Origin of the sequence: Pseudomonas fluorescens, assembly GCF_902497625.1 — a bacterium.
Classification (GTDB): Bacteria; Pseudomonadota; Gammaproteobacteria; order Pseudomonadales; family Pseudomonadaceae; genus Aquipseudomonas; species Aquipseudomonas fluorescens_BQ.
In genome coordinates, this window is record NZ_CABVGX010000042.1 from 19,742 (window position 1) to 38,471 (window position 18,730).

Below are 18,730 nucleotides of genomic sequence, written 5' to 3' on the forward strand. Positions count from 1 at the left end.
ATCGGAGTGCGCAAACGAAAGCCATGCAGCCATGGGTGTATGACTACCAACGTTTGTGCAAATCCGGAAGGATCTCCTGTGCAAACCAAACGGGTAGGTCTACCTCCAGCATATGGAAGTTAGAGGGCGAGCTCACCACGAGACCGAGGTTGATCAACCTACTGAGCTGATCGCTTGCTGTTTCACGCTGAAGTCCGGTGAAGGTCTCGAACTCGGCGCGAGCTAGCGCGCCTTGGATCAGCAACGCAAGGAATGCAGACCCTGTTTCTGGTCTGATCCCTTTTTCTTGTAAGCGCGAATTTGTTCTGAACGCATGCGTAACAGACTCACGAAGCTTGCGACGATTCAGGGCAGCAGTCATGTAATCCACCTCTTCGTGACAGACATCAAGCATGAACTCGACGAAGGTGAAAGAGGCTTTGCCTGACAGCCGGACACTACCATCGAGCTCACTGTCTCGTGTGCGATCAGTCATGGCCAAAGAAGCGAGATATTCATCCTGCCTACGGGCCAAGCCGCGAGAAAGAGACCAGAGGTGCGGCCGCAGGCCGAGCTGATCCAGCTGCAGGTGAATGCTCATCCTCGCCGGAGCCACATTCCCCTCGATCAATGGTCGGATGACTAGAAGGCGATAGTGTTGGGTTAAAGCTGCAATGATTCGTCGCCGAAGCTCTGTGACAGTGTCGTGCGTGCACTGCAGATTCTCATGCACGAGCAGATGCTCTAGATCCTCTGGCCCGCTGTCGTGCCCCTCAAGTTGACTCGAGTAATAGGCGCTGGTGCCGATCAGCACTCGACTCAAACATGCGGTAGCTTCTGGTGCGAGCATGCCGGCGAGAAATGCTGTCTTCGCCACTAACGCGTCTGCTCTTACCAACATCGAAGACGGAGGCTTGTCGGAGAGGGGCGGGTTGAGCCAGGGCACAATGCTCATCTGCGCGAATATCTGTAACAGGGCAACACTCGACTCCCGTAGCGCCAACGGTCTGTATTTGTATCTACACGTGAGTCCTTGTCAGGTACATGCCTTAACCGCTCGACGGGTCGGCCGAGCTGCCGGTGGCTCTAAAACCATCAATATTGAGCGGATCATCGTTGTAAATATCCTTTCCATGCCATGAACAATCCGAATCGATAGATCCCCCTAATTCCGTATCGCGGGTAAACGCTATCTTTCTGGAGCCAATGTAATCAAGGGCAATGAGCGCGGACTCCTCTGGATTGCAGATTGCCAAATGCAACCAGTCACCTTTATCAAACGCTCCGCCAAACCGGAAAGCTATATACGCCAGCATTTCATAAGCTGGGGTTCTTTCGGGGAAAATGAACCAGATATTTGGGGTCACTTCCCGTCGCGAGCATGCCAAGTCGTACAGTTCGAATGCAATCGCTAGCGGCTGTTTCGAAGCCCCACCTACACGAGGGAAAATGGCGGCGAATGGTTGATTGTCGCGCGTCACAACGAAGGCAGGGGAAGTGTACTGACGCGCCTTGGATTGTTTGAAGATACGTCCACCAGCAGCACCAAAAAACGCCGGGCCGGCTTTGGCAATCGCATCCGCACACTGACGCTCATGTTGACTGGTGATTTTGCGGGTGTTGTCTCGACCAATCACCACTTGTGCCATGGGGTTGCCTGCTTTGACTTGGCGAAGTAGCTCCTCCAACTTCGGCAGCGTTATCTGGTTGGCAATGACAGCTTTCAATTGCTTCTTGGCAGTGTCTGCCGAGAGGCGCGCAATTTTTTCAAGGGTTTCGACCTGGACATAGCTGCACAGAATCGCCTCGGCAGAGAGGTTATTCATCTCGCTGTCGAGGAAACGGCCCGCCTTCATCAATCGAGCAAAGGATTGGTCTTTCATGCCCAACTTTTCAGCATGTTTCCGCGAGACCTCTGCACGACTGTGTCCTGCTGCAAGCCCACTCAACAGATCCTCCGTGGCCTCACGGTAGGCTTGAAACCAGGCCGTATTTACCTTCCGTCCCATCCTGCTCCCCAGCCACTTCACTCCGTAAAGTGGCGCTATCTGCCTCGAAATTGTTGGTGGAACATAATCTATCTTGACAGGGGGGGCAAGCGTGGTTATACCTTTAATAGATGCTGGTTTACCATCTATTGGAGTTGATGTTGTATGCGATGTGAACGCACCGAGGGTGGCATGCGATGCCTCTTGAAGCGCCCAGAGAGGGACTCGATGGCATGCCTATTGGAAGCTACCAATGAAAAGTGATGTCCTCAGCCCCGCGAGCAGCCGGGATGTCGCGAAACGCACCCACCGGTCACGTAGGGCGTACGTCATGTGCTCGGCAAAAAATGGTTTTGTGGAGCTCAAATTGGAGTCACGACTGGAGCAATCCGTCGCTCAAGCGCTTGAGCTCGACCCACGGGTACGGGCCTATCGGGCCCAACCATTTACGCTTGATTTAGCTACGGGCGAACGGCTGGCTGCAAAGCACCTGAAAAAGCCGCCAGGAGCGGCGTATTACACCCCGGATTTCGCCGTGGATCTGGATGACCTACAGATCGTTGTCGAAGTTAAGCCTCGCGCGTTCGTGCAGGAGCATAGGGCGCTACTGGAGGAAGTACGCGACGCTTTACGCCAGCAAGGTTTGCGTTTCATCGTCATCACTGAGGCTGATTTCACTGGCCATTACCTGAGAAACGTCCAGCTCTTCATGCAATACCTGACGCAAGCCGCGCCCGCCCTACCCGGTTGGGTCGCCGCCTTGCAAACACGGGATCCTCAGGCTCTGACGGGGCCTGTAACCCAAGTGCTAACAGGCGATGTGCCGCTGAACTATCAGTTGGCGGCGGGAGTGCTGCTGGGATTATTAACATTTGACCTGATACGTCATCAATTCGAGCGCATGGATTTCGATATCGCCCCGGCGTTTGGCAGTTTGAGTGCATTTGAGGTGATTCGCTATGAATCCTAGTCTTCATACCGGCCAAGTCGTGGTGTGGCAAAACACGTGTTATGTCATCAAGGCCATCAAGCCGGCGTTGGGCGATATCGTCCTTGAAGCCAAAGGTGGGCTGGAGCGCACTGTCGACATTCGAGCCTTGTACAACCACATCGCGTCGGGCGAGATTACATTGCCGCAGCGGCAGATCGAAGCCACGCAACGTTCGTGGACGGCGAGCGAACAACGCGAGGCTGACTTCCGCCAGCAGTTGGTCGAACTTAAGTTGGCGCTAGAACGGCAAGGCATTGACCAGCCTGCTCGCGATGCACAACTAGATGCGTTTTGTCTGCAGCATGGCCATAAACGCCCGTCGAACAAGACCATCAAGGGTTACCGGAAGACCTTAAAAAGTCACGGCTTTGAAGGGCTTATTCCCAATTTCAGTCGGCGAGGTGGTGCGGGCTGGGCCAAAAAAAACGCAGCGAAGGCGGTCGCAGAGAAGGTCTTGATTCAGACCTTTATGAAGGATGACAAAGTTAATTTGTCCACTGTGGCATTGCTGGTCAATGAGGAACTGAAAACGCTTAATCAGGTGACCGGGGGCGATCAGACAGTTGATCGCAAAACCATTGCTCGTTTGCTTCAACAACTGCCTAGCTCGCTTGTTAAAGAGGGGCGACTCGACCCGCGTACCTTCAACTTGTGGAATCGCCAGGCCGTCCGCCGTTATGACGTCAAACTGCCTTTTGAACGGGTGGAGATTGATGCCAAGACGATTGATGTGTACTGCTGTGATGAGTATGGCCATCGCTACACGGAGTTGACCCTATACGCCATGGTCTGCGCGCGTACCTCCTACCCCGTTGGCGTATTCGTCAGCGGCGGCAAGCCCAGCGAATACACCCTGCTCAAAGTATTTGAGTTTTTTTTTACCCCGAAAGACCCGGCCTTCAATGCACTGTTTGGCATCGAAACGAATTGGGTGCAGCCCTGTGGGATTGCCACGGTGGTGCTCGACAATGCTTCAGAGAATTTCTCGGATCTGGCCCTGGTTATCGTGCGCCGACTCGGCATTCAGATCGAGTATGCGCGCGTCGGGCGCGGTGACGATAAACCGCATGTGGAATCCTTCTTTAAAGCGGCGGATGAAGGCCTGTTCACCAAGATGCCGGGGGCGAAAAAAAGTCAAGATAAGCGCATAAAAAATCGCCATGCCAAAGCGGCTGCCGAAGCCTGTTACTCCATCGAAGAGATCTATCGCCACCTGGTGGCCTTCATCGCGGACGTGTACATCCATCAACCGGATCAAAAGCTAGGGTTTCGGCATGGCAAGCCGATGACGATCAAAAGCGCTATGGATGAAGCGCTCGCCACCTTTCTACCGGTACCGCCACCGTCACTCGAGCAGCTCAAAAAATTGCTGTTGGAGGTCAACCGGGACACCCGCAAGCTTCAGCATTACGGCGTCGATTTTGAAGGGTTTCAGTTCCACAGTCAGGCGCTGGCGGTGTTGGCGCGCGAGCGGGTCATCAACAGCGTCGACTTTTTGTTTAACCCGGAGAACTGCACGGCAATCTACGCGCTGCACCCTGACGATGGGAGTCTGATCCGGCTTGCGAACAAGACGGTGGGCATACCGGAAGTATCTTTTGAGGTCGCCAAAACGCTCAAAAAAGCTTACTCGGGCCCTGCGGACACGATGTCGGGTCATGACTATCAGCGTGTCCATGCTCAAATGCTTGCGCAGTTCACTGCTGACAGCCAGCGCCGCCCCAAAATCAAGGCCAACAACCAAGCATTGCGTGCGCGAGAGAAATTGGCGCAGAAGGCAGACATCGCTGCGCAGTTTGAAAAGCACACGCCTACGCAGAGCGGCATATTGCGACCGGCGCCGGCGGGCGAAACGGACGATGATTTTTCCCCAGCACTGCGTAGGGGGTTGAAATGAGTCGGATTGCCGATCAGTTGGTTTGCCACGACCGCTTCAACACTGTGCAGGCGCAAATTGAAGCAGTGCTCGCCCGTGCTCAGGCGAAAGACCCGCAAATTCTGCCAATTGTCGGGCCTACTCGAGTTGGTAAGTCGAAGTTACTGGCGAGCCTTATCGCTACACATTCGGTGACGGGCAACCGCCGGGAGATCATCAGCGTCGTCAGTCCCAAGCACCTGACCGGGCGAGCGTTACCGGACGCCTGCCTGATGAGCATCGGCATGAGCCCCGCGCTGTTCAAAAACCATGTCGAAGCCACCGCTGCGTTCATCAAAGCCGTCAACCGGCAGGAAACGCGGATGATCATCTTTGACGAGACCCAGCACATGCTCGAACGTGGTGGCAGTACCACGGTTCGGGCAGCGGCCGACTTTTTGAAGGGGCTTTTCGATCAGACGCAGGCCAGTTTGGTCTTGGTCGGTTTGCCGACACTGTTGGGACTGTTTCAAGCCAACGAGCAACTCGCTGATCGTGCGCGGCGCCCCGTCGAATACTACCCGTACCAATGGCAGGGCGAGGATTACAAAAGCTTTCGCAGTGCGTTGGCGGGGGCGCTTGAGTACCTGACGGAAAGCGGCTGGGAGACGTTCGCTTGCAAAGACCCTGACTTTGCTCAGCGCATGTATGTCGCTTCTGCAGGTCGCTACGGGATGATCAACAAGGTCTTTATGGAAGTACAAATGGTCGGCGGTGACAAAGTGGCGTTGCATGAGGCCTTCGCAAGGGCGTATGAGCAAGCCGTGATCGGCCGACTCGTCGACTTCAACCCATTTGACCCCGCTCGGACGATCCAGGTCGAGCACATGGCCTGGGTCTACGCCAAGGTTATGCAAGAAGCCGGTGTACAGGTCTAGGGAGAACATCATGTTGGCATTTATTCCTGAGACCGACTTCGCTGACGAAAGCCTTAATGGCTATTTTTTGCGATTGGCCGAGGAGAACTTTCTCGGTTCGGTCACGACCCTGCTGCGGCCGACTGGAGTCCGATTCAAGGCTCAGTATGCGCAGCGGGAACTGCAAGTCATTGCCGACTATCACGGCCTGGAGGTGCAGCGACTACAGAGGCTGGCCAGTTTTCCCACCCTTCACGGATCGCTGGTGACCGGCGCCTTTATGCGCAAAGCCGCGATTGCTGTGTGTCCCGAATGCCTTGGGCAGGAAGGCTACATCCAGCAGGCTTGGCATCATGAGCTGTTTACGGCCTGCCCGACGCATCAGGTACTGCTGATCGATCAATGCCCCGAATGCGACGCGCCAGCCGAACTCAATCGCGGCGCTGTGTCTCGTTGTCGCTGTGGTTATGCGCTGAGCGAGGCTTGCGGGCGCCCGGCCGACGCGGCGAATCTGTTCATCTCGTCGGTGTTGCTGGCAGAGCCCAGCCGACCATGCGTGCTGAGCGGGCTCAGCGATGAGCCGGGCGTGCCGGCGGATATCGACAGGTTTCTCATCTTCCTGGCGAACTTGGCCCTGTCGACACCACAGCGAAAAAACGCCGCGATCAGCTTTCAGCGCGCATTGGAGATTAATCAAGCCTGCTTTGCCTTGGCGGAAGATCTACCAAATCGCTTTCACGCGTTTGTACAAAACAAGGTGCAGGCAGCCAACCAACTCAAGTCCAGTCGATTCGTCCACAATCTCGGCCCCTGGTACAAAGAGCTGAATGCAACGTTTGCGTCCGCCGCCTACAGCTCGGTTCGTGCCACGGTGTGCAGCGTGATGCTGGAACAGGCCGATGCCCCCATCAACCGCAAAATGAAGTACATCGCTGCCGAACTCTTGGGGCTGAAAAAAACCTTTACCGCCAGCGAGGCGGCGCGCTTGTTGAGCTCCTCCCCGGATCGAATCGTCTCCTTGGTGAAGACCGGCCAGCTGGCGGGGGAAATCATGCAGGGTTCGGCGGTGGAGTTCTGCGTGGTTGACCGGTTGGCGGTGGAAGCGCAGCAGCTGGCCGCCAAGGGTTTTGTCACCGGCAAAGAGCTGCTCAGCCTGCTCAACATCAGCCGCCGGGTGCGTGAGCGCTTGCTCGCGTCGGGTGTGCTGAATCGGGTGACTGACAGCGACAAGCCGCTGTTTGCCAAGGGGGATTATCGCGTGGAGGACATCCAGCGCCTGGTGGATACCTTGGCCGAAGGCTGTCGCCACGTCGCGTCGGCCTCAAGCGTGGGGCTCGATGACATCAGCGGCAAACGCTTTTCCGGTCAGCAGATGCATGAGCTGTACCGGTTGATATTCGGCGGTCAGATCAAGCCCGTGGTGAGGGACGCCGGTATCCAGGGCCTGGCGGCGTTCAGATTTGATCATGACGAATTGCTCGGCCACCTGCGGCTAGAGCCATCCCTGCCTGAACTGACCATCACGGATCTGACCAAGATCACGCGCTGGAAACACGAGACCATCAAGGCGTGGATCGACAGGGGCTTGTTGCCGGCGCGCACAGAACTCGACGAAGGCAAGCGTCGGGTGCTTATTTCCGTGGCGAACCTGGTGACGTTTCTCTCGCGCTATGTGGTGGCGGCGGATGCCGCCGAGCGTTTGGGGAGCAAGTCGATCTGGTTGACCAAGCCGCTCAAGAGCAGAGGCGTGTTGGCGCAAGGGGCGCACGCCACCCGCGAGGGCAGCCAGCGTGGCGTCCTGTTTTCCGCCGACGCCTTGATCAATGTCGCCTCCGGTCGCACGTCTGATTGGGCCCGCCAGCCCGCACCGGTGTGTGCTGAGCCTCGAGCGCCCTTGGTTGAAGAACTGAGCCTGCACGGCCTGTCCTTGCTAAAGACGCAGCCATGATCGTCCGTCGTACCTGGGCGGAACGGCGGTTGCCGGAAGCGCTAGCTTCCCCATTCGCGGCGCCGGTCACGGCCGAGCTGGGCGATGTGTTGATGAGCAATTGGTGTGCGGTGGGGGGTATGCATCACGATGCGCGACCGGCTAAACGGGAGCGGTTTCCGGATGGTCAGCGCATTCGTACGTCTGACATCCACAGCGTCTCTCGTGACGGGCGTTTCTGGGTCATCCAGACCGCGAGTCAGAGTGGCTATGTCGTCGTCCCCTTGCATGCCGACGGCGGACAAAGGTCGGCTGTCGATTTTTTGAAGATGCTGTGCAACGGTGTTTATTCCACTCCAGGCCGGCTGCACTAACCGGGAGGACGGCGCATGACAGTGTCACTCGAGTTGGCGCAAGCCCTTGGCAACCGTGAGCTGTGGTTATCCATGACGGCGTTCCTGGTGGAGGTGCGGATCGAATGTGATTGTGCCTGCGGGCGCGTCTATGCCGATGTGCTGGAGCGTTTTGCCGATGGCTCAGCGCATTGCACCGCCGAGATCGTGAGTCTGGTGATGCGCCAAGGCTATTGGACAGTCACCACCGTCGAGGCTGACCGGTATGTGATCGTCAGTTTTGCTGGCCCAGCGGGCAAGCACTCGTTCTATGGTTTTGCCCGGCTGATGGCTGAAGGTCTGTTTCGAACCCCCACCACCGTGCACTAACCAGCGCTGAGCGCGCCTTGGCCGGTAGTCAGCGATTGCCCCCCGCCGCGTAGGTTGAGCTGACGTCCCGTCGTCAGCGTCCAGGCGGTTGATCATTCAACGGAGGTAAGCGTGATGAACGAATCGAATCCCCTAACGCGGATGGCCCGCTTTCTGTATGGCGCCGGCACGCCGGCGGCGGGCCTAGACCTCAGCCCGCCGGAGGCGAGCCGTGAAGCACAGCGTCGCTACCCGCACAAACCCTACTGTTTGGTCAGTCAGTGGATGGTGGTGGATCTGCTCGTGGAGGATCCGGTGCAGTGGGCCGCTGAGCATCCGGGGAAAGCGCCGCGCCTCGTGTTGGCGCATAACATTGTGTTCGACAGCGCCGGTCGCTTTCCGCCGGGCTATTGGGTTCGAAGTACCTATGAAGTCTCCTATGCCGCGCCGGGTTTTTTCGAGACCGGCCATACCGTGTACGTACTTCTGGGCGAGGGCTGCAGCAAAACCGAAGCTTTGGAGCTGGTGTTCAGCCTGTATTAAGGCACCGCCATGACAGTGCCGCCTTCCCTGGCGCTACCGCCACCGATCCGTCTGGCCACCGGGCGTGAACGACTGGTCGATGCCACGTCCGGTGGTCGCGGGCGAAGAGACTGGGCACGGCATCACCGAGCCCCCTGGAGGAAGAGCCAACGTGTCCTCTCATCACGAGGTCGTACCATGCGTCTATACGTGCTCTCCGATTTGCATCTGGAATTCACCCCCTTCGTGCCGCCCAGCGTGGAGGCGGACGTGGTGATCTTGTCCGGTGATATCGATGTCGGTACCCGAGGCTTGGCCTGGGCGCAGCGCACCTTCGCCTGTCCCATTCTTTATGTCGCCGGCAATCATGAATACTACGGCGGCCACCTCAGTCGCACCCTGGAAAAGTTGCGGGCGTTGCAAACTCCACGCGTGCAGGTGCTCGAGCGTGATGAGGTGGTGATCGGTGGCGTGCGTTTTCTCGGCACGACGGCCTGGACGGACTATGCCGTCACCGGCAATGCCGTGCGCGCCCAATGGCAGGCGCAGGCGCAGATGACGGATTTTCGCCGCATTCGCACCGCCGGTTATAGGCGGGTGCGCCCTGCCGATTTCATGGAACAGAACCATCAGGCCCTGACTTGGTTGCGGCAGCGCTTGGCGGTGGCGTATGCCGGCCCCACGGTGGTGATCACGCACCATGCCCCATCACTGCGTTCGCTGCGCAACAGCCCGTATGCCGGTACCGATCTCGACGCGGCGTATGCCAACGCGTGGGAACGGTTGATGGGGCCGACCATTAATCTGTGGGTGCACGGGCATGTGCACGAGGCCGAGGATTACGTCCTCGCGGGGACGCGGGTGGTGTGCAACCCGCGCGGTTATCCCGGGGAAGCCACTGGCTTTGAGCCGGGGTTGCTCATCACGGTATGAGCCTGCCGGGGTGTGCCGGTGGCGATCAGGGGATTCGAACCGCACTGCGCATAACCGGCACAAGGTTAAACCCGAGGGGTGTGACCCAACGGCGGGCATCCACTTGCGCCGATTGCACATTTTCGGAAGACCTTACTGGTCGGCCTGGGCGATGTAACTCAGGTGGCGCCCTTCTATGGCTCGCGGGTTTCAGTTGAAGGTTGGAACGGTGGTATTGGCACGACGGTAATACTGTGGAAATCAACGTGGTCTTTGCTAGCTGCTGAGCATTGAGGAGCCGATCATGGAGCAATATGATCGTGGTGTGCTGCTGGAGCAGGTCTGGACTGACCCCGTGTCAGTGGTCGCGCTCAAGTATGGGCTGTCTGACGTCGGACTAAAAAAGCTGTGCTCAAGACTGCAGATACCGACGCCCATGCGAGGATATTGGGCAAAACGTAAAGCCGGTAAGCGCGTGCCGCCTCAACCCAAACTCCGGGATTACACCGGGCCTCCGGGCTACCTATGGCATCACGCTCCGGTGCCGGCCCCGCAATCCAAAGTGCCCGCCATCGAGTCGATTGATCCCCGGCTGCAAGCTGTCATCGAATATGAGCAACTGCCGAGCCACCGGATACGCGTGGCAGAGCGGCTCACAAATCCCCATGCCTATGTTGTGCAGACACGTGAGGCGTTGCTTCATCCCGTCTTGGATCAGCGGGGCATGCCCTTCCCCAGTCGCCGTCAGCGGGCACTTGATATGAAGGTTTCGGCTGCCATGCAGCCTCGGGCGCTTCGTATTGCTGACGCCTTGATCAAAGCCTTCGAGACCCGGGGGTATCCAGTGCTCATGGGTGATCGATGCCACGTCGAAATATTCGGGATACAAATTGGTCTGCGCTTTTTCGAGCCGACAAAGCGTTCTGAGAGCAGTCCACCTCCGCGTGCCTTGGCGCGAAGTGAACGCATCCATTGGAGTTCGATATCGTCGTCGCAGTACGTTCCCACAGGCCAGCTTCATGTGTTGGGCGATGCAGGGTATGGCGGGAAAATTATGGACTCCACCCATACGCCTGTTGAGCAGCAACTCAACAAGCTGATCATCATGATGGTTCGGCGCGCCGTCGAGCTGTTGATCGGGCGGGAAGAGCGGGCCATCGCTGAAGTGGGGCGTCGGCAACAACGTGATGAAGCCTTAGCCAAAAAGGCGGAGCAGGATGCCGAGCGAGCAAAACTACAGCGGCTTGAGGATGACGCCCACCATTGGCGACGGGCCAATGCGCTTCGGGAGTATCTTGTCGAGTTAGAAAAAGGAACCTACCGCGCCGGAGCCCCGACGCAAGTGCAGCTCGCCTATTTACAGTGGGCTAAGGCCAAAGCGGATTGGCTTGATCCCCTTACCCATACGTCAGATGAGCTGCTGGATCTGGATATTAAAATTCCCAACCAATATGGCTGGTAGAGGTCGTTGGGGTGCCCGCGCATTTCGCTCAGCACCGTCAACCCTTTTTCATTAGCGCCGCCGCTGTTGGTTTAAAGGCCGTAAGCATCCGGTAAACACGCCTTCCCGACGCGATCACTTAAGGTGATGCGGTAGCTTAGGAGTGGACGCAAATGTCCTCTCCCAAAGCTACGGGGACGGCCATGGCTGTCTTATTTCACGCGCAATTCGAAGTTCACTATGCCGTCTCGAGACTCGAGTTTACTAATCTCGCAGACTTCAAGCGCCAAACCTGTAAGGCGTTGCAGGCTATTGCGAAACTCCTGTTCTATCTCAGCTATGCGGAGCGTTCGGACAGCTTCAGAAAACGAACTCACTACCAAGGCTGGCTGTGGGATATTTTCATCTTGCCCATGGCTCTGCTCGGCTAGCGAGCGGGCGTACTGGATAAGATGGTTAAGGCGTTTTTTTTGACCGCTATCCAAGTTGATCCAGCGTTGTATTCCAGCAACGCTGCATTTGCTGATATCTGCAATTCGCCCTTGCGAGTGTCCCGTAGCCTCCTGAACCGCTTGGATCAATGCATTGGTTCCTTTTATGGTTTTGCCGTCCTCGGATGGCTTAAGATTTTGCAGCGCCAGACTGATCTTGTTTGTCATGCAGTTCACCTATGTGCTTACTACGTAATGTGTAGCTAAGCATATTCTTCCTCGTTGCTGAGTGTCAACAGGTATTGCTTAGCTAAGCATTACATAGGCACTACATGGCGCACTTTGCATGGTTCGCTGCGCCTGAAGGCATGACCAAGATGCAGTCGAAGATTTTGTAAGGGGTACTGGTGCCCTGTCGTTCATGGGCCACGTTCACTCTCAGCAGCGTCACGTCCATTAAGGGAGTGTTGGAGCGCCAGGCAGCCACACACGTAGCTCTACGGAGATAACGATTCCCTCAGCTGGCTATGTAGTGGCATTCTGACTATGGTTCGTTAATCTAGTCTTTTCAGCACGTTCTACAAAAGGGCATCTATGGGCGCTGTCATCACCCTTCTAGTTTTTTTAGTGCTTGCGTTCTTTGTTGTGGCGGCACTAAGGCGCCTGTTCAAATGGGCCAGAGGGTCGAACGGAAAACGGGCGCCAATTGACCACAGCCAGCTAAACGTTGTCGCCGAGGAGGCGGTCAAGGCGACACGAACCGCTGCGATCATTAGCTCCGCTGCGGCATATTCTTTGGCTCCCACTGGCCTCGCGGCTCTTGGAGCTAAAGTTGGTCTGGTAAGCGTGCCGATCATAGTGGTACTTGCTCCTCAGCTAGGTATTCTCGCGGGAGCAGTCGTAGTCATCGCTTACGCCATCAGCCTCTACTCCAAGCATCGACGAGGAAAAGATTCGTCCAGCTAGTGCCTACAGCATTGTTGACTCAGTGGGTATATAGATATCCCAGGACAACGAACAAGATTGCTCCATTTCAACTGCCCTGAAGAAAGCTCTTTGAGAATTTTTTGAAGGTTGGATTTCCACCAATACTCTTATTGGTGCTTTGTCGGCTGCACGGCAGTTACCCCAAGGGTTTCAACCTGGCTCCAGCAATAGTGGCTTGCTGAGTACGATGGGGGGCGAGCTGCCGCCGCAGTCGGGTGGGGGAACCGGCGATGTACTTCTAGGGCGGGGCAAAACGGGCGAATATTTTCTCGCAAAGCACTTCAGCTTGTTGGGTGATCGTGCTCATCTCGCTTACTCCATGGCCTTCAGTTTGTTTATTTTCCCTCTGAGTTGGGCTATGGCATTGTCCAGCACGCCGGGATTGGTCTTGATGGATAAAGACTCTCGGGACTTTGTGCCTAAGAAATAGCTGATCCTTTCGGCATTGGCGCCTGAGGGATGTGGCAGGCCGTCCAGCAACTGCTCTGGCCGCAGTAGCCCGTTGTTCTGAAGGCGCTGAAATACTTCAGCCACTTTCGGGCCGAGAGGGACATAGATACATGTCTTGCCAAGGGCACGAACTTCCTCGGCCAGATGGGTATCAATCTGCTGGCGCAACGAACTGCGGCTGAGCATTGCCGGGCTGCCACTGTAATTTTCGCCGTCCACGAATACCGGGTAACGAAGGGCCGAGGTGTAATGCACCAGATGCTGGTGAGTGTCGAACAGGCGAGCACAGCTGTTGATCCCTACTAGCTGATGGAGTCCGATGTGATCCAGCATCGCAATCAAATTGCTTCTCATGGGGCCGGAGAAGCTGGCTGTTTCCTTGGCTCGGCGTTTTGCCTCCTCAAGGCTGGCGCCGGCATGCAGTTGTTTACGAGCTTCATTCAGGGCGTTTATAGCTTGCTGATACCCCGGAGTGATTCCGCAAATCGTAATGCGGGCTTCAGTGTTGATGTAGTCAAACGGTGCATAGAAGGTTTCGAGGTTACCTTCGGATGCCAACAGGAGATCTTGGGGCAGCGGGCGACCAGCGAGGTTGAAGGCTGTATCAGCGAGCAGGGGGCTGAATTTCTCAAAATAGCTCATGGGTCATTCCTTGATTTAGTGAGTTCTGTTGTGAATGCGGCGGGCTGCGGTATTTATTGGTGTGCCACGCCGCAGCCGCCTATGTGGTTTCTGCGGTTTCAACCGCTCATCGCGATAGCCCAAGGTGATGACGTTGTCGTCGGCTACGACTGCAAAGATGTCACGGCTGCGTTGCGCCAGCGTTTGGTGAGCGGGGTCGACTTCATGAATGAGTTGCTCAAAGCCAATACGGTCGAAGAAATAGAGGCTTACACCTTTGTTGTGGCCTATTTTTCCGTAGGTCAGCAACCAGTCCAATTGTTCTTGGCTGATGCCCCTTTGTTGGCTGCGTTGTGCTGCGTGCAAGGTCAAATGCATGACAAATACCTCAGACAAAAACGCTAGGATTGAAATTGCGACGGCCTTTCAACCAGCGCAATGCCTCATGCGAATCCACGACAGTTCGCGTGCCCTGCTTGCGGGTGTTCAAGCGATCCGGTGCTATAGGTTGGGTGGCGTTACGAACAGACTTCTCGTTCATTTGAGCTAAGACAGCCACTTCAGAAAGGGTCAGATAACCGCATTCCTCCCCCTGAAGGACGGTGGGCAGTGCTTTGTGAGCGGCGTCGCCCAAGGTATCCAAGTCGAGCCGTGCCCTGATGGCCCCCAGCTTGAAGAGCTTTTCCAGACCCAGTGCCAGTGAGTTGGCGCTATGGAATTCCTCATCCCAGCGGGCCTGGTTGATAAAGGAAGCGAAATCCAGCCAGTTATCGTCTTGGATGCCGAGGTTTGCTGTATTTAGACATCCGTTCACCGCGTATTCGTAGCAGCTATTCGCAATGTCGATGAAATGGTCGGCCCCACCTAACACTCTATCCAAAGCATCAGCATCGCAGCGGTATCTATCAGCCTCAGCCTTCAAGTGGCCGAGATAGGCCTCCGTTACCTCTCTGGAGATGTCGTCAGGAGAAAGCTTGGTTTCGGGTTGCACGTGATTGCAGAAGAGGTCTTCCAGTCGCATATATTCTACTCCAGTTGGAATATTTCATAGGCTAGGGACATAAAGTTCCATTGTCAATGGAATATTCCATTTGGTATGGAATTTTTGCGCTGCTCCTGGCATTCACGCCCACATTTCCCTTCATAGCATCCCGAGGAATTGTCTAAACGGGTGAACAGAAAGCGGTTGTCCGCTAACAGGGCCTTCCGGGAACAGGTCGTGCTTCACTCGGATAGGTGAGCAAGCTAAATAGAGCGGGTATGGACGAATGAAATCAAAATAATTTCAAATTATCGCTCAGCAATAATTGATCAAATTTTGAGCAGAAGGACAGGAGGTTAAGCTGTTCATTCTGGGTTGAACCAAAACTCCTTGTCTGAGGAGAGCTGTTAGAGATTCAATCTTGGATAATCCAGCAGACTCCATTGGAGTGGGGAGGCATAGACTTATGCCCTGTAGTCACCGTTTTCTTCCAGCCTGTACTACCCGAGTGGAGCGACCAGTGGTCGGTACGGGATTCGGAAGGAGGCCCCAATGACAGATATTGATTCGCTGGCAGAACTACGGGCTGAAAATGCCCGACTGATCGCTTTGCTGGAAGCTAATGCCATCGAATGGCGACTGACAGTAGCCTCGACCGCCGTTCCCCTTTCGGTAGTAGAGTTGCCTACGCAGCATCTGGGAACCAAGGCGAAGCTCAAGCTATTCCAGCGGTTGTTTCTGGGACGAACTGATGTGTTCCCACTACGCTGGGAGAGCAAGACCGGAAAAGTCGGATATTCGCCAGCCTGTGCCAATGAATGGCGCCCAGGTATTTGCCAGAAGCCGAAAATTAAGTGCGGTGACTGCAACCATCGTCAATTGATACCGTTGGATGACCAAGTGCTTTATCGGCATTTAGCAGGCGAGATAGTCGCTGGCGTTTACCCCCTGCTGGCTGATGACACATGTCATTTCCTTGCTGTGGATTTTGACGAAGCCGACTGGCGGGAGGACTTGCTGGGTTTCGCCCAATCTTGCCACGAGCTGGGTGTGCCCGTGGCTTTGGAAATTTCTCGTTCGGGCAATGGTGCTCATGCCTGGATTTTCTTCGCAAATTCTGTCACAGCCCGGGACGCTCGGCGGCTGGGAACGGCGATTATTAGTCATACCTGCGCCCGGACTCGGCAACTAAAGTTGAGCTCGTATGACCGACTTTTCCCGAACCAGGACAGAATGCCGAAAGGCGGCTTCGGCAATCTGATCGCACTGCCTTTGCAGAAGAAAGCACGTGAGCATGGGGGCAGCGTCTTTGTGGACGGTGAACTAAAACCGCATGCCGATCAATGGGCATATCTGGCCAGCCTTCAGCCAATGGCTGTGGAGGATATCGATCCGGCCATCGTATGTGCGACCGGTCACGCACATCCTTTGGACGTAACGTTCGTCGCGGAGGAAGACCAGCAGGAGCCTTGGAAGAAACCCAGCGAGCAAAAGCTATCCTGCCCAATGCCGGCATCGCTGACCGTTACGTTGGCAAACCTGATGTACTTTGAAAAGTCCGAGCTACCCCAGGCGCTGGCTAATCGGTTAATCAGGCTGGCCGCGTTTCAGAACCCGGAATTCTATAAGGCGCAGGCGATGCGCCTGTCGGTCTGGAACAAGCCTCGCATCATCGGCTGTGCAGAGAATTTCCCCAAGCATATCGCACTGCCTCGCGGTTGCCTGGATGCCGCATTGGAGCTACTGAACGACAACGGCATTGCCACCATTGTCCAGGATGAGCGCTTTGCCGGAGAACCTATCAACCTTAACTTCGCTGGCTCCTTGCGAGAAGATCAAGAAGCTGCCGTAGCGGCGATGCTTGAACACGACGCGGGCATCCTGTGCGCCCCAACCGCATTCGGCAAAACCGTGGCTGCCGCTGCGCTGATTGCACGCCGGGGTGTTAATACGCTTGTGCTTGTGCATCGCACTGACCTGCTTCGACAGTGGCAAGAGCGTTTGCAGATGTTTCTTGGCCTTGGCAAAGGCCTCGTTGGCACTATTGGCGGTGGTAAGGCCAAACCAACGGGAATCATCGACATAGCCGTGATGCAGTCGTTGTCACGGCAAGGTGAGGTTAGCGATCAGGTGAAGAACTATGGGCAGGTCATCGTTGATGAATGCCATCACCTGTCGGCATTTTCTTTTGAAGCGATCCTTAAAAATGTTCGAGCAAAATATGTTCTTGGCTTGACCGCCACACCGGTGCGCCGTGATGGACAGCACCCCATCATATTTATGCAGTGTGGGCCGATTCGACACACAGCGAGCAGACCAACAAGTGCTCCTAATGATTTGATGGTGGAAACTCGACTGTTGCCAGGCCAGATCAATCTGCCCGAGGGCGTTGGTATTCAAGATGTATTCCGGCACCTTGCTGACAATATTGAGCGTACAGAGCGGGTCACGCTCGAAGTGGAGAAAGTGTTTAACCAAGGGCGTAAAGTGCTGGTGCTGACAGAACGAACCGATCACTTGAGTGCTATTGAGGCAGCACTGGCGGGTCGGGTGCAGAACCTGTTTACCTTGCATGGACGTATGTCGAAGAAGCAGCGTTTGGCGCTGACGGATGAGCTGGCCGCTCTACCACCAGATACCCCTCGGGTGCTATTGGCCACTGGTAAACTGGTGGGGGAAGGTTTTGACCATCCGCCATTGGATACCTTGGTGCTGGCAATGCCTATTTCCTGGAAGGGAACACTTCAACAGTACGCCGGGCGTTTGCATCGGGAGCATGCAAGTAAAGCCGATGTCCGCATAATCGACTTCATTGATGGCGGACATCCCGCGTTGTTGCGGATGTGGGACAAGCGCCAAAGTGGATACCGGGCCATGGGCTATCGATTGGCTGACTTGAACTCAATGGATCTGTTTTAAGCTGGGTGGTGGCAGCCGGTTTCGATGTGTTAGGAGCTATGAAGCTTTCCGAGTGAGTTTGAGGCTTGTCGATGGATGTCCCCTTCAAACTGCCTACCCCTCACCAGGCGCTAGTGTTCGGCGCACCTCATCCACTTGTCGGCTCGGTAGCGGGCTCAAGTGGAAGCGCTTCTGATTCCTCGGTTCCCCACGGCAGCTCCGTCAGCTCCGCGATGGATTGGAACTCTTTCAGGTACTCAGGTTGGTGCTTGGCCAGCCATCGGACAACGGCAGCGTTGGCAAGAAGCTTGGTTAGGTAACCTTTGATGACAGTTAGATGCAGTACGTCAGGGCCATAATCGTCTTCCACTATTTTGATCTGCATCTGCAATGCGGCAAGTTCACGCTCCAAGCGAGCGATTGATTCAGCCGAGACTTGATGCTCTGGTTGAGTTTTTCTTTGAATTGCCAGTTGTTCGGACGGCGTGGCGGCCAAAAGTGCTTTGGCGAACATGACCGATAAATTTTTGTTCCCAAGCATCAACTCAGCAGCTTCGATTTGTCTCAGAGGTTTCATCTGCCGCAGAAGGTTGAACACATTTGCTGGGCAGTTTGTATCGCCAAGAAGTCCGATGGCTTCCTCGCAAATACCATTAAGCAGTCGAAACTTTTGTTTTATCGTCTGCGGTGATAGCCCCAGGGCCTTACCAAGACGTTCTGCCGAAACACCACTTTCCATAGCTCGAACAATCATCTGGTTACTCTGGACGGCAGAGAGTCTATTGGTACGCTTGTTGTACGAGTATGTGTCGTCGTCAGTTGCCACCAGACAATCGACTTCCAACTCCCCCAAATCCTTTAGCGCCTCAATGCGCAAATGCCCATCCAGCAGGAAGTAATATCCATTACGGCCAGGCGCAGGCATTACAACAGGGGGCTCTACCAAGCCGACATCCTGGATCGAAGCGAGGATTTGTTGATATTTATGGCTTTCTTTTACGGCTGGCCGTGAGATTTTAAGGGGAAGTATGTTGGACACTTCGACTCGAACGCACTCATTCAAAAATGCACTTTTCGGTGTGTGATTTGGCTGATGGTTGGTCGGCTCGGGTGCTTGGTCTGACATTA

The 18,730-nt window shown here is 55.6% G+C and carries 17 protein-coding genes; 10 read left to right on the forward strand and 7 right to left on the reverse strand.

The window, feature by feature from the left end; translation table 11 throughout:
- Positions 1 to 43: 43 nt before the first annotated feature.
- Positions 44 to 934 carry a hypothetical protein gene (locus F8N12_RS21510; protein WP_150582197.1) on the reverse strand — a complete coding sequence of 297 codons (891 nt, stop codon included), beginning with the start codon at positions 932 to 934 and terminating at the stop codon, positions 44 to 46.
- A gap of 94 nt (positions 935 to 1,028) precedes the next feature.
- Entirely contained in the window at positions 1,029 to 1,862 is an 834-nt protein-coding gene (locus tag F8N12_RS21515) for a hypothetical protein (RefSeq protein ID WP_150582198.1), read from the reverse strand.
- 358 nt (positions 1,863 to 2,220) lie between these two features.
- Between F8N12_RS21515 and F8N12_RS21520 the strand changes: the two genes are divergently transcribed.
- The 9 genes from F8N12_RS21520 to F8N12_RS21560 all read left to right on the forward strand — a co-directional run bounded on the left by F8N12_RS21520 (position 2,221) and on the right by F8N12_RS21560 (position 11,254).
- On the forward strand, positions 2,221 to 2,937 hold the full coding sequence (locus tag F8N12_RS21520) for a Tn7 transposase TnsA N-terminal domain-containing protein (protein WP_224787738.1): 717 nt from the start codon (positions 2,221 to 2,223) through the stop codon (positions 2,935 to 2,937).
- Positions 2,927 to 4,855 (forward strand): Mu transposase C-terminal domain-containing protein, encoded by a 1,929-nt coding sequence (locus tag F8N12_RS21525; protein WP_224787739.1) that lies wholly within the window; start codon positions 2,927 to 2,929, stop codon positions 4,853 to 4,855. Before F8N12_RS21520 ends, F8N12_RS21525 begins: the two co-directional genes overlap by 11 nt.
- A complete protein-coding gene (locus F8N12_RS21530) occupies positions 4,852 to 5,751 on the forward strand; it encodes a TniB family NTP-binding protein (protein WP_150582200.1) in 900 nt (299 codons plus the stop codon). The genes F8N12_RS21525 and F8N12_RS21530 overlap by 4 nt, the downstream gene beginning before the upstream one ends.
- Before the next feature lie 10 nt (positions 5,752 to 5,761).
- Positions 5,762 to 7,678, forward strand: coding sequence for a TniQ family protein (locus F8N12_RS21535; protein WP_150582201.1), 1,917 nt, complete (start codon positions 5,762 to 5,764; stop codon positions 7,676 to 7,678).
- Positions 7,675 to 8,031: a hypothetical protein gene (locus F8N12_RS21540; RefSeq protein WP_150582202.1), complete on the forward strand. Its 357-nt coding sequence runs from the start codon at positions 7,675 to 7,677 to the stop codon at positions 8,029 to 8,031. The genes F8N12_RS21535 and F8N12_RS21540 overlap by 4 nt, the downstream gene beginning before the upstream one ends.
- Positions 8,032 to 8,046: 15 nt before the next feature.
- Positions 8,047 to 8,379, forward strand: coding sequence for a hypothetical protein (locus F8N12_RS21545; RefSeq protein WP_150582203.1), 333 nt, complete (start codon positions 8,047 to 8,049; stop codon positions 8,377 to 8,379).
- Positions 8,380 to 8,493: 114 nt separating this feature from the next.
- The gene (locus F8N12_RS21550; protein WP_150582204.1) at positions 8,494 to 8,901 is read left to right on the forward strand and encodes a DUF6957 family protein; all 408 of its coding nucleotides are present in this window, start codon (positions 8,494 to 8,496) and stop codon (positions 8,899 to 8,901) included.
- A gap of 177 nt (positions 8,902 to 9,078) precedes the next feature.
- Positions 9,079 to 9,813 carry a metallophosphoesterase family protein gene (locus F8N12_RS21555; protein ID WP_150582205.1) on the forward strand — a complete coding sequence of 245 codons (735 nt, stop codon included), beginning with the start codon at positions 9,079 to 9,081 and terminating at the stop codon, positions 9,811 to 9,813.
- A gap of 283 nt (positions 9,814 to 10,096) precedes the next feature.
- The gene (locus tag F8N12_RS21560; RefSeq protein ID WP_224787740.1) at positions 10,097 to 11,254 is read left to right on the forward strand and encodes a hypothetical protein; all 1,158 of its coding nucleotides are present in this window, start codon (positions 10,097 to 10,099) and stop codon (positions 11,252 to 11,254) included.
- A gap of 191 nt (positions 11,255 to 11,445) precedes the next feature.
- Here F8N12_RS21560 and F8N12_RS21565 read toward each other — a convergent pair whose 3' ends face one another.
- The 4 genes from F8N12_RS21565 to F8N12_RS21580 form a co-directional block, all read right to left on the reverse strand.
- Positions 11,446 to 11,892 carry a hypothetical protein gene (locus F8N12_RS21565; protein ID WP_150582207.1) on the reverse strand — a complete coding sequence of 149 codons (447 nt, stop codon included), beginning with the start codon at positions 11,890 to 11,892 and terminating at the stop codon, positions 11,446 to 11,448.
- Between the two features lie 1,071 nt (positions 11,893 to 12,963).
- Positions 12,964 to 13,743: a hypothetical protein gene (locus tag F8N12_RS21570; RefSeq protein WP_150582208.1), complete on the reverse strand. Its 780-nt coding sequence runs from the start codon at positions 13,741 to 13,743 to the stop codon at positions 12,964 to 12,966.
- A 15-nt stretch (positions 13,744 to 13,758) separates the two neighbouring features.
- Positions 13,759 to 14,100: a hypothetical protein gene (locus tag F8N12_RS21575; protein WP_150582209.1), complete on the reverse strand. Its 342-nt coding sequence runs from the start codon at positions 14,098 to 14,100 to the stop codon at positions 13,759 to 13,761.
- Between the two features lie 10 nt (positions 14,101 to 14,110).
- Positions 14,111 to 14,743: a hypothetical protein gene (locus tag F8N12_RS21580; protein ID WP_150582210.1), complete on the reverse strand. Its 633-nt coding sequence runs from the start codon at positions 14,741 to 14,743 to the stop codon at positions 14,111 to 14,113.
- A 513-nt stretch (positions 14,744 to 15,256) separates the two neighbouring features.
- Between F8N12_RS21580 and F8N12_RS21585 the strand changes: the two genes are divergently transcribed.
- A complete protein-coding gene (locus F8N12_RS21585; RefSeq protein ID WP_150582211.1) occupies positions 15,257 to 17,623 on the forward strand; it encodes a TOTE conflict system archaeo-eukaryotic primase domain-containing protein in 2,367 nt (788 codons plus the stop codon).
- Between the two features lie 127 nt (positions 17,624 to 17,750).
- Here F8N12_RS21585 and F8N12_RS21590 read toward each other — a convergent pair whose 3' ends face one another.
- Positions 17,751 to 18,728, reverse strand: coding sequence for a plasmid partitioning protein RepB C-terminal domain-containing protein (locus F8N12_RS21590; RefSeq protein WP_150582212.1), 978 nt, complete (start codon positions 18,726 to 18,728; stop codon positions 17,751 to 17,753).
- Positions 18,729 to 18,730 lie beyond the last annotated feature (2 nt).

Excerpts from the sequence above, each read along its gene's own strand:
- F8N12_RS21580 (WP_150582210.1), bottom strand. The coding sequence starts at position 14,743 with ATGCGACTGGAAGACCTCTTCTGCAATCACGTGCAACCCGAAACCAAG.
- F8N12_RS21520 (WP_224787738.1), top strand. The coding sequence starts at position 2,221 with ATGAAAAGTGATGTCCTCAGCCCCGCGAGCAGCCGGGATGTCGCGAAA.
- F8N12_RS21590 (WP_150582212.1), bottom strand. The coding sequence starts at position 18,728 with ATGTCAGACCAAGCACCCGAGCCGACCAACCATCAGCCAAATCACACA.
- F8N12_RS21545 (WP_150582203.1), top strand. The coding sequence starts at position 8,047 with ATGACAGTGTCACTCGAGTTGGCGCAAGCCCTTGGCAACCGTGAGCTG.
- F8N12_RS21550 (WP_150582204.1), top strand. The coding sequence starts at position 8,494 with ATGAACGAATCGAATCCCCTAACGCGGATGGCCCGCTTTCTGTATGGC.
- F8N12_RS21525 (WP_224787739.1), top strand. The coding sequence starts at position 2,927 with ATGAATCCTAGTCTTCATACCGGCCAAGTCGTGGTGTGGCAAAACACG.
- F8N12_RS21560 (WP_224787740.1), top strand. The coding sequence starts at position 10,097 with ATGGAGCAATATGATCGTGGTGTGCTGCTGGAGCAGGTCTGGACTGAC.
- F8N12_RS21515 (WP_150582198.1), bottom strand. The coding sequence starts at position 1,862 with ATGAAAGACCAATCCTTTGCTCGATTGATGAAGGCGGGCCGTTTCCTC.
- F8N12_RS21510 (WP_150582197.1), bottom strand. The coding sequence starts at position 934 with ATGAGCATTGTGCCCTGGCTCAACCCGCCCCTCTCCGACAAGCCTCCG.
- F8N12_RS21565 (WP_150582207.1), bottom strand. The coding sequence starts at position 11,892 with ATGACAAACAAGATCAGTCTGGCGCTGCAAAATCTTAAGCCATCCGAG.
- F8N12_RS21540 (WP_150582202.1), top strand. The coding sequence starts at position 7,675 with ATGATCGTCCGTCGTACCTGGGCGGAACGGCGGTTGCCGGAAGCGCTA.
- F8N12_RS21585 (WP_150582211.1), top strand. The coding sequence starts at position 15,257 with ATGACAGATATTGATTCGCTGGCAGAACTACGGGCTGAAAATGCCCGA.
- F8N12_RS21555 (WP_150582205.1), top strand. The coding sequence starts at position 9,079 with ATGCGTCTATACGTGCTCTCCGATTTGCATCTGGAATTCACCCCCTTC.
- F8N12_RS21535 (WP_150582201.1), top strand. The coding sequence starts at position 5,762 with ATGTTGGCATTTATTCCTGAGACCGACTTCGCTGACGAAAGCCTTAAT.
- F8N12_RS21530 (WP_150582200.1), top strand. The coding sequence starts at position 4,852 with ATGAGTCGGATTGCCGATCAGTTGGTTTGCCACGACCGCTTCAACACT.
- F8N12_RS21570 (WP_150582208.1), bottom strand. The coding sequence starts at position 13,743 with ATGAGCTATTTTGAGAAATTCAGCCCCCTGCTCGCTGATACAGCCTTC.
- F8N12_RS21575 (WP_150582209.1), bottom strand. The coding sequence starts at position 14,100 with ATGCATTTGACCTTGCACGCAGCACAACGCAGCCAACAAAGGGGCATC.